The following is a 13,764-nucleotide window of genomic DNA, read 5'->3' on the forward strand; positions in this document are numbered from 1 at the left end:
ACTCCCTCGATCGCAGTGCTGGTGCTGTTTTCAGATTACTCTCATGGTCGTGTCCCGCGTCGACGTCCGGACCCTGTACAAGGACGTCGTAGCCGTGATGTAGAGATCATGTCCGTCAACTCCGCCAAAGCAGAGATTGGACACCTTTTCCGGAACATCGATCGCGGTCAGCAGGTTGCCATCGGGCGAATAGACACGCACTGACGGTCCCGCGGACGTCCACACCCTGCCCTCGACATCCACTCGGAACCCGTCCGAAGGCGCGTCGTCCTCGAGCTCAACAAAAGTCCTGCCCTCTCCGCATGCGCCACCTTCCACCGGATAGGCGGCGATCCGGAACGGCACTCCACGGCTCCGGCCCGCCGTGTCCGAAACGTAGAGAAGCGATTCATCCGGAGAAAATGCAAGGCCATTAGGGTGCACCAGGTCCGTGACTACCGGAGTTATCTCCTGGCTTTTGGGGTCTAAACGGAAGACGTAGCAGCCGCCGTATTCCTGCTCGCCCTCATGTCCTTCCACCGTCCCGGCCAGGATCCCGTAAGGAGGATCGGTGAACCAGACCGTGCCGTCGCCGGCCACTACAACGTCGTTGGGCGAATTGAGCCGATGCTCACCGAACGCGTCAATCATCGGCGTCACCACGCCGTCGTGATCCCGCTCCACGCGCCTGCGTCCGTGGCTGCACTGCACCACGCTGCCGTCGGGGTGAAGCGTCCGGCCGTTGGTGTATTCGACGCCGGTGGCATACTCGCGCGTCGTGCCGGTGGCAGGAGAGAACTCAAGGATCCTGTTGTTGGGGATGTCGCTCCAGCGAACGGTCTGCCACAGCGGAATCCAGAGTGGGCCCTCGGCCCAGACAGTTCCTTCAAACAACTTTCCAGGGTGCCCGCGATCAGTTCTTCCATGAGCTCGAGACTAGTCGTTGGCAGGTTCCGAGCTGGGCTTCTGAGCAGGTTCTTTGGTCCTGTGTGTTGCGTCGTCGGCGGGCATCACAAGGACCGCCACAACTGTAAGGACGGCGCTGACGAGCACAGCCAGGAAGACGGCAGTGGAGGCATGCACGGTTGTTTGCGGATCGGGACCGCCGCCGGGACCGTTGGCGTAGATGGCGTTGGCAATGGCACCGAACACGGCAACACCGATGGAGCTGCCGATTGAGCGGGCAAAGAGGTTGGTACCCGTGACGACGCCGCGCTCATTCCAGTCGACACTGGTCTGTGCGGCAATGAGGCTAGGCGTCGCAACCAGCCCCAGCCCGAGCCCAACGATGAAGCATGCCATTGCCACCAGCAGAATATTGGGCGTCGAGGCGGTTAGGGCAAGGATGGCCGAGCCGATCACCGTGATCACGATGCCGATGATGGCCGTGTTTTTGAACCCGATTCGGAGGTAAAACCGGCCGGCTTGCGATGCACTGATCGGCCAGCCGAGCGTCAAGGCCGCTAACGCGAGCCCGGCCAGAAGGGGTGAAGTCTTCAGGGACCCTTCGAGGAACGTCGGGACGTAAGTTGTGATGCCAAGCATGACGGCGCCTACACCGAAAGCGACCATCGCCGTCGTCGCCAGCAGCCTGCGGGAGACAACCCAAGGTGGCAGTACCGGCTCCGCTGCCTTCCTTTCCACCAAGAGAAACACCAGGAACAACAAGGCCCCTCCGCCAAAGACTGCGAAGCTGATCGCGGAATCCCAGGGCCAGGCTTGACCGCTCTGGAGGGCCCCAAGGATGAGCAGGCTCAAGGAAATCGTCAGCAGTCCGGCTCCCAAATAATCGATGCGGTGCTTGGATCGTTCGACGTTCTCGTGGAAAGTACGGAGGAGCATCCAAGCCGCGATCAGGCAGAGCGGGATGTTGATCAGGAAGATCCACCGCCAGATTCCCAAGGACGCGAAAACCCCTCCCAGGGTTGGTCCCACAACGGAAGAAAGGGCCCACACACTGGCCAGATACCCTTGGACCTTTGCCCGCTCGGCAAGTGTGTAGATATCGCCGGCAATCGTGATCGCCACCGGCTGGACCGCGCCGGCTCCAAGCCCCTGGAGCACCCGGAAGGCGATGAGCGCAGGCATACTCCAAGCCAACCCGCAAAGAATCGAACCAAGCAGGAAAAGACCAATGCCACCAAGGATGATCGGCTTGCGGCCCACAACGTCTGAGAGTTTGGCGTAGACGGGCACGGAGACCGCCTGAGCCAGCAGATAGGCGGAAAAGAGCCAAGGGAACGAGGCGAACCCGCCGATGTCCTCCACGATGGACGGCACTGCCGTGGCCACAATGGTGGCGTCGATTGCCACCAAGCCCGTTGCGAGCATCAGCGCAATGAGTACGGGTCCGCGCCGGGACCGGAAGCCGACTCCTTCGTCAGGCACTGTAGTCATCTGCCCTTGCCCCCGCCTGATGTCCAGTTCTGCTGGTGGAGTCGTTCGAAGCCGTCCAGGAGGAGGTCCAGGGCAAACTCGAACTCGAATTGGTCGTCGCAGCCGTTCCCGACCACGGAATCGTCTTCATGCGCTGCCGCGGCAGCAATTTTGAAGAGATGTGGAAAGTTTTCGGCCATCTGCCGGGCCATGGCGGCCCGGACTTCAGCCGGCACCTGTGGTTGTTGGTCCCCGGCCTGCCCCGCAGAGTCATCGAAGACCTCTTGGGTAAAACCCCACATTCGGCTGCCCATGGCATGCATGACGTGGTGCGTAAGGTCCACCGAGAATCCGCCCGTCAGGAACATCCCGGCGAAGCCGTCCATATATCCCAGGACTGCGGGGGTTACGTTGGTGCGGGTCTCAATCACAGAGCGGGCCCAGGGATGCCGCAGGAGTACCTGCCTGGCCGAAAGGACCCGGAGCCGGACAGCGGACTTCCACGGAGCGTCCGGGACAGGCGGACCGATCTCACCAACAATGGTGTCCACCATGCCGCCGAGGAGTTCTTCCTTGTTGGCAACGTGCTTGTAGAGAGCCATAGGAACAACGCCCAGTTCCTGCGCGAGGCGGCGCATGCTGAGCGACTCGATGCCTACCTCGTCCGCGAGCGTGACTGCGGCGTTTAACACGCGGTCACGGTTGAGGGGGATGCGCCGAGCTGCCTCCGCTAGCTGGGTCATGCGGATTCCTTCCGATCGGCCGGGGTGCGGGTACGACCTTGACAGGTATACAGCGTACACCTAGTGTTTGGAACGTACAGGTGTACGGCGTACACCTTGCGTTATTCGTACCCTTCTCGTCATCCACCCAGAACGCAGGCAGAGTCATGACATCTCAAAAGACCCCACCCATCCGGAGCCACAGCCGCAGCCGCCGCCGCACGAAATGGGCCGTGCCCATGGCGCTGATCGTGCTCAGCCTCATCCCCGTGATCGCCGGTGCGGCGCGACTCACCGAGCTGACAGGCGGTGCAAACGTCACTCCGCAGAACGCCCGGTTCTTCGCTTCACCCATCCCGGTGCTAACGCACATCGTCACAGTCACGGTGTACAGCCTGCTGGGAGCCTTTCAGTTCGCGCCCACACTTCGACACGCTTCCCCACCTCGACGCGGCAGGCAATCGTGGCATCAAATGGCCGGACGCATCCTGGTGCCGGCGGGCCTGCTCGCAGGCTTGTCCGGCCTGTGGATGTCTCTGTTTTACGCCCTACCGGAGGGAGACGGCGAAGCACTTCTGGTTCTTCGACTGATCTTTGGCTCCGCCATGGTTGCGAGCATCATCATGGGCCTGTTCGCCATCCGCCGGCGGGACTACGCCACACACGGCGCATGGATGACACGCGCATACGCCATCGCACTGGGCGCGGGAACGCAGGCCTTCGTGTTTCTGGCTTGGATGCTGGTTGTGGGCCCCACTGATGAAACAACACGGGCAGTGCTCATGGGAGCATCCTGGGTCATCAATCTGGCGGTGGCCGAGTACTTCATTCGACGACGGCGGGCCTCCCATAAGTTCCGATGGGAACCTCGGGTGACCCGCCGTCGTCGTGAACTTAGCGGTACTTAGTTGTTAATCAGGTCGTGGACCACAATGGTCTGATCGCGGTCCGGACCGACGCCGATGGCCGAGAAGCGCGTGCCTGACAGCTTTTCGAGGGCCAGCACGTAGTTGCGCGCGTTCTCCGGGAGGTCTTCCAGGGTGCGGGCACCGGTGATGTCCTCGGTCCAGCCGTCGAAGTACTCGAAAATGGGCACTGCGTGGTGGAACTCAGTCTGCGTCATGGGCATTTCATCGTGGCGCACACCGTCAACGTCGTAGGCAACGCATACGGGGATCTGCTCAATACCCGTGAGGACGTCCAGCTTGGTGACGAAGTAGTCCGTGAAACCGTTGACCCGGGAAGCATGGCGGGCAAGGACGGCGTCGTACCAACCACAGCGCCGGGGACGGCCGGTGTTCACACCGAACTCGCCACCGGTCTTCTGCAGGTAAACGCCCATCTCGTCGAACAGTTCCGTGGGGAACGGGCCGGCGCCAACACGCGTGGTGTAGGCCTTGATGATGCCAATGGACCGCGAAATGCGGGTGGGGCCAATGCCGGAGCCAACAGACGCGCCGCCGGCTGTGGGGTTGGACGAGGTGACGAACGGGTAGGTGCCGTGGTCTACGTCCAGGAACGTTGCCTGGCCGCCTTCCATGAGCACAACTTTGCCCTCATCCAGGGCGTTGTTGAGGACCAGCGTGCTGTCGATGACCAGTGGGCGCAAGCGCTCGGCGAAGGACAGGAAATACTCCACGATCTCGTCCACCACGATGTCGCGGCGGTTGTAGACCTTGACCAGGAGTTCGTTCTTCTGGCGCAGCGACCCTTCCACCTTCTGGCGGAGGATCGATTCGTCGAACACATCCTGGACACGGATGCCCAGACGGGCCACCTTGTCCATGTATGCCGGGCCGATGCCGCGGCCAGTGGTGCCAATGGCCCGGCTGCCGAGGAAGCGCTCCGTGACCTTGTCCAGGACCTGGTGATACGGAGCAACCAGGTGCGCGTTGGCTGAGACGCGCAGGCGGGACGTGTCCGCGCCCCGGGCTTCGAGCCCATCGATTTCCTGGAAGAGGGCCTCGAGGTTCACCACGCAGCCGTTGCCAATAATAGGTATTGCGTTAGGGCTCAGGATGCCCGCGGGAAGGAGCTTCAGCTCATACTTCTCACCGCCAACAACCACGGTATGCCCGGCGTTGTTACCGCCATTGGGCTTAACCACGTAGTCAACGCGGCCACCGAGCAGATCGGTTGCTTTGCCTTTGCCTTCGTCGCCCCACTGGGCTCCGACGATCACGATAGCGGGCATGGGATCCTCCCCCATTCTTTCGGGCCCGGACCCAGCCGGATGACCAGGACGAGACGCCGTACATGAGAATGCCCCGACGTAGCTGGTGCAGCCTGCCACAAGGCACGGCATACGCAAGAGTTTCGGGGCTCTTACCAGCCAAGTTTAGCCGATGACAACGGTTTCTCTGGTGTTTGGCCGGTGTAAGCCGACTTCCGCCGTCGAGAATTGCCTGTCGTCGTCGAGACGCCCGCCACGTTCCGGGCAACACGCCGTGTCGCATTCGGGGACGCGCCGAAGCGGCACCTGTTCACCCACATAGTCCGGTAAGGTTAGTTAGCCCCCAACAGCACCCTTTGAGGTTCGGCTGCGGCATGCCCGCGGCACCTTGGAACGGTGCGCTGTAACACCTAGGAGACCTAACCCCTGATGCAAGAACTGGCGACTGAATCACCTGAAGAAATCCTCTGGAACCGCCGCTACGAACCGCACATCGCCGAGGTCAACGAGCTGTGCGATTCCATCAAGGAGCAGAAGCCGGGAAGCGAGGTCCTCTACATCGACCCCGCCCACAGCATGGATGACTGCCGCATCGTCAGCCTTTTCTCCAACCAGCGCACCAACACCGGCGAAGGTTTCATCACCCCGGGTGACGAGGAAGCCAACACGCGCATGCTCGGCATGCAGTGGCAACTGGGCCTGCGTCCTGAGCTCATGATGCCGTGGAACGCCTACCCGTGGATCGAGCCCAACGAGGAACCGGGCAAACTCACGCCGGCCAACATCACCGAGGGTCTCAAGCCGCTCCTGCGCCTCCTGCAGCTCCTGCCGCGCACGTCCGCCCTGGTAGCACACGGCAACGAGGCACATCGCCTGGCCGATCAGCTCATGAAGGCCGCACCGGCCAGCATCGCCCGCCGCGGCTTCAAGACCTTCAAGGTCCGGTCGTTGGGTGGCCGCTCCTTCGCCGGCACCCCGGCCCGCCAGCAGGAATACCTGGACGCCATCCACGGCGCCTATGCCGAGGCAATGGCTCGCACGGGCATTCCGCGCAAGGCCTAGTCTTTCGTTGCGGGGCCCGCTTTGCGCCCCAAATCCTCGGGTTAGCCCGCAGACCAGGCCTCACAACGCACGTACGACGGCGGCCCCCACCTTTTGGTGAGGGCCGCCGTCGTCGTTGGGGTGCTTGTGCTGAGCGTGTCGGGCTGGAGGCCTTAGCCGACCAGCATGCTGCGGAGATCTTTCAGGATCAGCTGCGCGCCTGTGGGACCGAGGCCAAGGAACCAAACGTCGTCGCTGACTGACTTTGCCTGGCCGGTCTTGACTGCGCCAAGCTTGGGCCAGACTGCGCCTTCAACCACGGAGGTTTCGCCTGTTGCTGCGGGATCGCCGTAGCTGCTATAGAAGATCCAGTCGGCGTCGCCTTGTTCGATGTTCTCGGCTGAAATCTCGGCAGCGAGTTCATCAATGTTCTGGTTCTCGGGACGGGCAAGGCCTGCGTCCTTCAGGATGACGCCGATCAACGACTTGTTCGCATACAGGCGGATCTTGCCCGGCAGGAATCGGACCAGGGAAATTTTGGGATCGCCCTTCACGTCTGCCTTGAGGGCATCCGCTTCGGTCTGGTAATCGTTGAGCGCCTTGACCGCTTTGTCTTCCTCGCCCAGGGATTTGCCCACCAGAAGGAAGTTTTCTTTCCACGGGAAGCCGGGGCGGATGCTGAAGACCGTGGGAGCGATGGCGGACAGCTGCTTGTACAGCTTGTCGGCGCGGAGCTGGCTGCCCAGGATGAGGTCCGGCTTGAGAGCTGCGATTGCTTCAAGGTTGAGGTCCTGGATGGTTCCTACGGAAGCCACATCCTTGACCTTGTCGGCCAGGTAAGTGGGGACAGGGTTGGCGCCCTCAGTGGTGGCCATGCCCACCGGCGTGATGCCGAGGGTCACGACGTCGTCCAACTCGCCGGTGTCGAGGACCACCACGCGGGTGGGCTTCTTCTCCAGGGTGGTCTCACCGTTGGCGTGCTTCAGGGTTCGCGGGAAAACACCGGGGGCGGCGTCCGTGCCCAGCTTGGCCGTTTCCTGGTCGGCGGTGGTGAATTTGGAACCGCCCGTGGCAACATCTGCGTTGCCGGCAGCCGAACCTGACCCACCACTGGTGCCGCAGCCAGCAACGAGGCCAGCCACCAAGGCCACTCCGGCCACCTTCATAGCGAGCTTACGCATGCGGGATGCCTTACGCGGCTGCACTTCAAAATCGTCATTTTTCACTGGGTAAGGCTAACCTAATTAAGTCACACATTCGTGACGTTGTGACGACGGTCACGGAATGACCGTCAAAATCCTGCCCCTCTTCGAAATGGTCCCCTGCTGTGTCCCCATCAACGGCGTTATGTCCCAGGTAGTCGCTCCCGCCCTTCCGGCCGCAAGCGCAGTAGCCAGTTCCGGCGTCGTCAATAAGTCCCGCTGGCGGATCCTCTTTCTGGCCTTCGCCGCAGCAGTCCTTCTGGGCGCGACGATCCTGAGTCTCGGTGTGGGAGCAAAATTCATCCCCGCGACTACGGTCCTTGAAGCGTTCACCAACCCCCAGGACACGGCGGATCACGCGATCATCCTTCAGAATCGGCTGCCGCGTACGTTGATGGGCATCGCCGTCGGCATTTCCCTTGGCGTGGCCGGCGCGCTCATTCAGGCGATCACACGGAATCCGTTGGCCGATCCTGGCATCCTGGGCGTCAACGCCGGGGCTTCTTTTGCCATTGTGATTGCCATCGGCGTCTTCGGGGTTGGATCCCTCAGCGGCTATATCTGGTTCGCATTTGCCGGGGCCATCCTGACAACCGCGGCGGTCTACCTGATCGGCACCTCCGGTAGGAACGTGGTGAATCCCATCCGGCTGACACTCGCCGGTGTGGCGTTGGGCGCGGTCCTCACCGGCATCGGCTCGGGACTCACCCTCCTGAACCCCAAGGCCTTTGACCACTTGCGCTCGTGGAGCATCGGTTCGCTGGACACCCGGAGCATGGAGTCGGTCATGACTGTGGCTCCCTTCATGGCCGCCGGACTGATCATCGCCCTGTTCTGCGTTCGCGGCCTCAACGCCGTGGCACTGGGCGACGACCTCGCCACCTCCCTGGGCGCCAACGTCAATCGGACCCGGATCCTGGGCGTTGTGGCTATTACCCTCCTCAGCGGAGCAGCAACCGCTGGCGCTGGTGCGATTGGTTTTGTGGGGCTCATGATTCCGCACGTGGCGCGGTGGATCGTCGGCCCGGACCAGCGCTGGATCCTGGCCACCACCGTAGTGCTCTCCCCCATCCTGCTCCTGGTGTCGGACGTGGTGGGCAGGATCGCCGCGCCCGGCGAGCTCCAGGTGGGTGTGGTGACGGCGTTCATCGGCGCGCCGGTACTTATCGCGTTGGCTCGGCGCCGGAAGGTGAGTGGGCTATGACGCGATTAGACCCAAGAAGCCCGGATTTTGGCCGGTCTACAGTCCTGGTCCGCAACCGCGGGCTGAGCCTCCGCTTTGACGTCCGCAGCATCTTTGTCTGTATCCCGTTGATCCTCGCGGCCCTTACGGTGGCGATCGTCAGCCTGGCCACCGGCGACTACGACGTCACCGTGCAGCAAGTCCTGCAAGCCTTCACGGGTGACGCCCCGGGACTAGCCCAAACCATCGTCATGGAGTGGCGGCTCCCCCGCGTTCTTTCAGCGCTGGTGTTCGGCGCGGCCTTGGGAATGAGTGGCGGCATCTTCCAATCCATGACCCGTAACCCGCTGGGAAGCCCGGACATCATCGGCTTCAACACAGGCGCCTACACGGGAGCCTTGATCGTGATGCTGACTGTTGGTGGAGGCTACCTTGGTATTGCGGCCGGAGCCCTTGTTGGCGGAATCCTCACAGCATTGGCCGTCTACTTGCTTGCCTACCGGCGCGGCTCCCAGGGCTTCCGACTCATCATCGTGGGCATCGGCATCAGTGCCATGCTGGCTGCCTTCAACCACTGGCTGATCCTCCAAGCCGAGCTCGAGGCCGCCTTGGCTGCAGCTGTCTGGGGAGCCGGCTCCCTCAATGGCATCACTTGGGAGCAAGCGGCGCCTGCCGCCGTCGTGGTTCTTGTGGTTGGCTTGGCCACGCTGGCGGTGGCACGCCGGATGCAACTTCTGGAAATGGGCGACGACGCCGCACGCGCCTTGGGCGTCCGGGCAGAGCCCACCCGTTTGTTGTTGCTCATCCTGGGTGTCGCGTTGACGGCGGCCGTCACCGCCGTCGCTGGTCCCATCGCGTTCGTGGCCCTCGCGGCACCCCAGCTTGCTCGTCGTCTTACCCGAAGCGCCGGCATCACACTGGTGCCCTCCGCAGTGATGGGTGCCTTCCTCCTGGTTGCCAGCGATCTCGCGGCCCAGCGTTTGTTCGCGCCGATCCAGCTGCCTGTGGGCGTTGTGACGGTGTGCATCGGCGGTATCTACCTCGTTTGGCTGCTGGCCAGGGAAGCAAGGAAATCATGAGCCTCACCACTGCTGCACCACAGCTCCACGCTGAAGCACTGACCATCGGTTATGAGCAACGCATCATTTCCGAAAACCTCAATGTGCGCATCCCCGAGGGTCAGTTCACGGTGATCGTCGGGCCTAACGCCTGCGGTAAATCCACGCTGCTTCGCGCCCTCGCCCGGCTGATCAAGCCGCGGAGCGGGCAGGTTCTGCTCGACGGGAAATCCGTGACTGCACTGCCCGCGAAGGAACTGGCCCGCCGTCTGGGGCTCCTGCCGCAATCCTCCATCGCGCCCGACGGCATCACCGTTGCCGACCTCGTAGCCCGCGGCCGCTACCCGCACCAGAAGCTCCTGCGGCAGTGGTCTGAGTCTGATGAGATTGCGGTGGTCGAAGCGATGAGGGCCACCGGCGTCGCATCCTTATCCGGCCGACTGGTGGATGAACTGTCCGGCGGCCAGCGCCAGCGTGTGTGGGTGGCCATGGTTCTCGCCCAGCAGACTCCGCTTATGCTCCTGGACGAACCCACCACGTTCCTCGATATTGCCCACCAGATCGAGCTGTTGGAACTCTTCCGCGAGCTGAACCTGGACAAGGGCCACACCTTGGTTGCCGTGCTGCACGACCTCAACCACGCCAGCCGCTACGCGGACCACATCATCGCCATGAAGGACGGCGTGGTGGTGGCCGAGGGCGCTCCCACGGACGTGATCACTGAATCCTTGGTGGAAGAAGTGTTCGGCATGGCCTGCCGGATTATCGACGACCCCGTGACCCACACACCGCTGGTGGTTCCGTTGGGCAGGCCGCGACTACCCAACTAGGTAGCAGATCAGGTCGTTCTCAGCGCTCATAACGACCTGAAGTGCTGCTTACTTGGGTTAACGACGACGGCGACTCTCGCCTTTCGGTGAGGGTCGCCGCCGTCGTTTGCTTGAGTCCCTAGCGGGCTTCGAGCGCTGCTTTGGCCTTGGGGTCCGAGTCGTTCAGGAACTTCTCGATCCGCTCCGGCTCTTCAGCCTCGCCGATTGCAGAAGCGGCGCGACCCAATGCGTAGAGCGCCCGCAGGAAGCCCTGGTTGGGCTCGTGCTCCCAGGGGATGGGCCCGACGCCGCGCCAACCGTTGCGGCGCAGGGAATCCAGGCCGCGGTGGTAGCCGACACGGGCGTAGGCGTAGGACTCGATGGTCCGGCCCTCGGCCCAGGCTTCCTCCGCGAGGATGGCCCACAGAAGAGACGAAGTGGGGTTCTTCGCAACCAGATCCAGCGCCTCATTGCCGAGCGCCAGGTGCTGGTAGATCTCGGTTTCGGCGGGCAGGAGCGTGGGCTCCGGCCCCATCAGGTTCTTCCGGAATTCGTCGGACATTAGAAGGTCTTGCCAACCGATCCGAGCTGCTGGGCGGCTTCGACGATGCGCGCGGCCATGCCGGCTTCGGCCGAAGCGCCCCAGACGCGGGGGTCGTAGGTCTTCTTGTTGCCCATTTCGCCGTCGACCTTGAGGACGCCGTCGTAGTTGGAGAACATGTGGCCGGCAACCGGGCGGGTGAACGCGTACTGGGTGTCGGTGTCGATGTTCATCTTGATGACACCGTAGGAAACGGCGTCAGCAATTTCCTGCTCGGTGGAGCCCGAACCGCCGTGGAACACGAGGTCGAACGGGTTTTCCTTGCCGATCTTGGCGCCAACCTCGGACTGGATCTGCTTGAGCAGTTCCGGGCGGAGCTTCACATTGCCCGGCTTGTACACGCCGTGCACGTTGCCGAAGGTCAGCGCGGTGAGGTAGCGGCCGTTCTCGCCGGCGCCGAGCGCTTCGATGGTTGCGAGGGCGTCTTCGGTGGTGGTGTAGAGCTTCTCGTTGATTTCGTTCTCAACACCATCTTCTTCGCCACCGACAGTGCCGATTTCAACTTCGAGGATGATCTTGGCAGCTGCGGCGCGTTCCAGAAGCTCGCGGCCGATGCGCAGGTTCTCGGAGAGGACTTCGTGCGAGCCATCCCACATGTGCGAGTTGAAGATCGGGTCCTTGCCGGCCTTGACGGATTCCTCGGAAGCGGCCAGCAGCGGGAGGACGAAGTCCGCCAGCTTATCCTGCGGGCAGTGGTCCGTGTGGAGAGCGATGTTGACGTTGTAGTTCTTGGCAACTTCGCGGGCGAACGCGGCGAAACCGAGGGAACCGGCCACCATGTCCTTGATTGAAGCGCCGGACCAGTAGGCTGCGCCACCGGTGGAAACCTGGATGATGCCGTCGGACTCGGCCTCGGCGAAACCGCGGATCGCAGCGTTCAGAGTCTGCGACGACGTCACGTTGACCGCAGGGAAAGCGAATCCGCCAGCCTTCGCGCGGTCGATCATCTCGGAGTAAATCTCTGGGGTTGCAATGGGCATGGTGACTCCTATGCTGAATTCGTCTGTGGGTTGGTAACCCTGGAGTAGAGCGCTTACGGCTAGCACCCATCCTAGCGATATCCGCGGGGAGGCCGTGTTTCGGGTCACTGGGCGTTCTTAACACTTCCGCCGAGTTGGCATTTAACTCCCATGTTGCGGCGGGAGGTGGGTTATCCGTACAGCCAACAGTTGCTCGCCGGGCTCCTGTCCGCAAAGCGGCGCTCCAGAAAGAGGAAGGCCTGCGGGATCGCCGCCGCATACCCTCCAACGTGGGTAGCCCCGGCGGTGGTGTCGAAGTACACCGACGAACCCGCCGCGCACCAGCGCTTGGCCAGCTGGCGGCCCTGATCGTAAGGAATGACATCGTCCAGCACACTGTGGGAGAGCAGAACCGGAACCCCGGGTGCACGCCCGTTGCCGATTTTCTGCTCCGCGATCACCGGTTTGACCTGCGGCAGGTCCAACAGGGAACTCAGTTTTTCCCCCGACACCGTGAGCTTGGTGGTGTCCAGGAAGCCACTGGAGGCAATGGACTGCACAGTGCATTCCTGGTCCGTCGCGGCGATTTTCGCTTGACCGGCACCAGTGAGATATGGGCTAAGATTCAGTCCGCCGGCAGCACTCATGCCCGTCACGGCGTAGAGAAGAAAGCCGGTGTACAACCCGCCGTCGAGGTTGCGCCCCACTGCCGGAAGATCCGCGGGGACAGCACCGGCATAGGCGCCCTTGAGGTTCAGTTCCGGTGCGTACTGCGCCGCAAGCTCGACGGCGGCTGCCGAGGCGCCGCCGCCCTGGGAGTATCCGGCAAGGGCCACTGGTCCGCCAGCCACGAGCTGGGGGTTCCCAAGTCGCTGGGCCGCGCGGACAACGTCGAGCACTGCGTGCGCCTGCGATGCGCGAGCCATATATGTGTGGCTGCCAGGCGTGCCCAGCCCTTCATAATCGGTCACCGCAACGGAGTATCCCCGGGCCAGCAAACCGGCGATGAAGACGCCCTCGTACTCCTCGCCCGCAGCCATGGCCCGGGACGGCGCACACTGGTCGCCTTGCCCTTGTGTTCCTACGGCGTACCCCACCAGCGGACGCGCGCCCGCACCTATCCAAGGTGTGGACGGAACCAGGACGGTGCCGGTCATTGCGATGGGAACACCGGCGCTGTTCACGGATCGGTACATGACGCGCTGCACCGCGGCCTGCGCCCTGATGGTCTTAAGGGGATCGACGTAGAAGACCGAAGGCTCGGTCCGGATCACGTCGCCGTTGGTGGGTGGAAGCGCGGCCGGGGCCGCGTAAAAGTCGGCGGGCTCCGGGGCCGCAGTGGCAGCCCCACCGCTGCCCACCGCTAGCAGGAAAGCAAGGATAAAAGCTGAAGAAAGGCGAAGAGAAGGATGCTTCATTGAACCTCCAGTAGTAGCCGTGCTCCACGTTGAGCACGGTTCACGCCAGATGTTACTGATGAGTAACAACTTGGCCTAGGGATTCAGCGAATATTTCTTGCCGCGAGTCGGGGCAGCGGCGGCTACGAGACGGGCTGCTGGAACACGTGCCGGCGGACCCAGGCGTGCATGGCGATGGCCGCCGCGGAGGCTGCATTCATGGAGCGAGTGGAGCCGAACTGCTCAATGGAAAGCGTTGCGACG

At 62.8% G+C, this 13,764-nt stretch carries 13 protein-coding genes and 1 pseudogene; 5 read left to right on the forward strand and 9 right to left on the reverse strand.

Features of this window, described 5'->3' with window-relative positions:
* Positions 1–30: 30 nt before the first annotated feature.
* The 3 genes from RIF72_RS17330 to RIF72_RS17340 are packed head-to-tail and all read right to left on the reverse strand — an operon-like array spanning position 31 to position 3,098.
* On the reverse strand, positions 31–873 hold the full coding sequence (locus tag RIF72_RS17330) for an SMP-30/gluconolactonase/LRE family protein (RefSeq protein ID WP_309076074.1): 843 nt from the start codon (positions 871–873) through the stop codon (positions 31–33).
* A gap of 42 nt (positions 874–915) precedes the next feature.
* The gene (locus RIF72_RS17335) at positions 916–2,376 is read right to left on the reverse strand and encodes an MFS transporter (RefSeq protein ID WP_309076075.1); all 1,461 of its coding nucleotides are present in this window, start codon (positions 2,374–2,376) and stop codon (positions 916–918) included.
* Positions 2,373–3,098 carry a TetR/AcrR family transcriptional regulator C-terminal domain-containing protein gene (locus RIF72_RS17340; RefSeq protein ID WP_309076076.1) on the reverse strand — a complete coding sequence of 242 codons (726 nt, stop codon included), beginning with the start codon at positions 3,096–3,098 and terminating at the stop codon, positions 2,373–2,375. Before RIF72_RS17340 ends, RIF72_RS17335 begins: the two co-directional genes overlap by 4 nt.
* 146 nt (positions 3,099–3,244) lie before the next feature.
* On the opposite strand from RIF72_RS17340, the gene RIF72_RS17345 reads away from it, so the two are divergent.
* Positions 3,245–3,985 carry a DUF2306 domain-containing protein gene (locus tag RIF72_RS17345; RefSeq protein WP_309076077.1) on the forward strand — a complete coding sequence of 247 codons (741 nt, stop codon included), beginning with the start codon at positions 3,245–3,247 and terminating at the stop codon, positions 3,983–3,985.
* Here RIF72_RS17345 and RIF72_RS17350 read toward each other — a convergent pair.
* Positions 3,982–5,271: an adenylosuccinate synthase gene (locus RIF72_RS17350; RefSeq protein ID WP_309076078.1), complete on the reverse strand. Its 1,290-nt coding sequence runs from the start codon at positions 5,269–5,271 to the stop codon at positions 3,982–3,984. The two genes, RIF72_RS17345 and RIF72_RS17350, sit on opposite strands and share 4 nt — an antisense overlap.
* A 408-nt stretch (positions 5,272–5,679) precedes the next feature.
* On the opposite strand from RIF72_RS17350, the gene RIF72_RS17355 reads away from it, so the two are divergent.
* Positions 5,680–6,312, forward strand: a complete 633-nt coding sequence (locus RIF72_RS17355) for a uracil-DNA glycosylase (protein ID WP_309076079.1) — start codon at positions 5,680–5,682, stop codon at positions 6,310–6,312.
* Between the two features lie 152 nt (positions 6,313–6,464).
* On the opposite strand, the gene RIF72_RS17360 is transcribed toward RIF72_RS17355, so the two are convergent.
* Positions 6,465–7,457, reverse strand: a complete 993-nt coding sequence (locus RIF72_RS17360) for an ABC transporter substrate-binding protein (RefSeq protein WP_375164248.1) — start codon at positions 7,455–7,457, stop codon at positions 6,465–6,467.
* A gap of 148 nt (positions 7,458–7,605) precedes the next feature.
* On the opposite strand from RIF72_RS17360, the gene RIF72_RS17365 reads away from it, so the two are divergent.
* Genes RIF72_RS17365 through RIF72_RS17375 form a run of 3 tightly spaced genes read left to right on the forward strand, consistent with a single transcriptional unit; the run spans position 7,606 to position 10,564 of the window.
* A complete protein-coding gene (locus RIF72_RS17365) occupies positions 7,606–8,697 on the forward strand; it encodes an iron chelate uptake ABC transporter family permease subunit (protein WP_309076086.1) in 1,092 nt (363 codons plus the stop codon).
* Entirely contained in the window at positions 8,694–9,755 is a 1,062-nt protein-coding gene (gene fepG, locus RIF72_RS17370; RefSeq protein WP_309076080.1) for an iron-enterobactin ABC transporter permease, read from the forward strand. Before RIF72_RS17365 ends, fepG begins: the two co-directional genes overlap by 4 nt.
* Positions 9,752–10,564: an ABC transporter ATP-binding protein gene (locus tag RIF72_RS17375; protein ID WP_309076081.1), complete on the forward strand. Its 813-nt coding sequence runs from the start codon at positions 9,752–9,754 to the stop codon at positions 10,562–10,564. The genes fepG and RIF72_RS17375 overlap by 4 nt, the downstream gene beginning before the upstream one ends.
* Positions 10,565–10,682: 118 nt before the next feature.
* Here RIF72_RS17375 and RIF72_RS17380 read toward each other — a convergent pair whose 3' ends face one another.
* The 4 genes and pseudogenes from RIF72_RS17380 to RIF72_RS17395 form a co-directional block, all read right to left on the reverse strand.
* Positions 10,683–11,105, reverse strand: coding sequence for a DUF3151 domain-containing protein (locus RIF72_RS17380; protein ID WP_011773312.1), 423 nt, complete (start codon positions 11,103–11,105; stop codon positions 10,683–10,685).
* Positions 11,105–12,124, reverse strand: coding sequence for a class II fructose-bisphosphate aldolase (fbaA, locus tag RIF72_RS17385; protein WP_309076082.1), 1,020 nt, complete (start codon positions 12,122–12,124; stop codon positions 11,105–11,107). The genes RIF72_RS17380 and fbaA overlap by 1 nt, the downstream gene beginning before the upstream one ends.
* Before the next feature lie 170 nt (positions 12,125–12,294).
* On the reverse strand, positions 12,295–13,521 hold the full coding sequence (locus RIF72_RS17390) for a lipase family protein (protein WP_309076083.1): 1,227 nt from the start codon (positions 13,519–13,521) through the stop codon (positions 12,295–12,297).
* 122 nt (positions 13,522–13,643) lie between these two features.
* Positions 13,644–13,764 (reverse strand): annotated as a pseudogene (locus RIF72_RS17395) (rRNA methyltransferase); the annotation flags it as partial.

Origin of the sequence: Paenarthrobacter sp., assembly GCF_031180005.1 — a bacterium.
In the GTDB taxonomy this organism is placed as follows: Bacteria; Actinomycetota; Actinomycetes; order Actinomycetales; family Micrococcaceae; genus Arthrobacter.

Excerpts from the sequence above, each read along its gene's own strand:
- RIF72_RS17390 (WP_309076083.1), bottom strand. The coding sequence starts at position 13,521 with ATGAAGCATCCTTCTCTTCGCCTTTCTTCAGCTTTTATCCTTGCTTTC.
- fepG (WP_309076080.1), top strand. The coding sequence starts at position 8,694 with ATGACGCGATTAGACCCAAGAAGCCCGGATTTTGGCCGGTCTACAGTC.
- RIF72_RS17340 (WP_309076076.1), bottom strand. The coding sequence starts at position 3,098 with ATGACCCAGCTAGCGGAGGCAGCTCGGCGCATCCCCCTCAACCGTGAC.
- RIF72_RS17375 (WP_309076081.1), top strand. The coding sequence starts at position 9,752 with ATGAGCCTCACCACTGCTGCACCACAGCTCCACGCTGAAGCACTGACC.
- RIF72_RS17345 (WP_309076077.1), top strand. The coding sequence starts at position 3,245 with ATGACATCTCAAAAGACCCCACCCATCCGGAGCCACAGCCGCAGCCGC.
- fbaA (WP_309076082.1), bottom strand. The coding sequence starts at position 12,124 with ATGCCCATTGCAACCCCAGAGATTTACTCCGAGATGATCGACCGCGCG.
- RIF72_RS17360 (WP_375164248.1), bottom strand. The coding sequence starts at position 7,457 with ATGAAGGTGGCCGGAGTGGCCTTGGTGGCTGGCCTCGTTGCTGGCTGC.
- RIF72_RS17365 (WP_309076086.1), top strand. The coding sequence starts at position 7,606 with ATGGTCCCCTGCTGTGTCCCCATCAACGGCGTTATGTCCCAGGTAGTC.
- RIF72_RS17355 (WP_309076079.1), top strand. The coding sequence starts at position 5,680 with ATGCAAGAACTGGCGACTGAATCACCTGAAGAAATCCTCTGGAACCGC.
- RIF72_RS17380 (WP_011773312.1), bottom strand. The coding sequence starts at position 11,105 with ATGTCCGACGAATTCCGGAAGAACCTGATGGGGCCGGAGCCCACGCTC.
- RIF72_RS17335 (WP_309076075.1), bottom strand. The coding sequence starts at position 2,376 with ATGACTACAGTGCCTGACGAAGGAGTCGGCTTCCGGTCCCGGCGCGGA.
- RIF72_RS17350 (WP_309076078.1), bottom strand. The coding sequence starts at position 5,271 with ATGCCCGCTATCGTGATCGTCGGAGCCCAGTGGGGCGACGAAGGCAAA.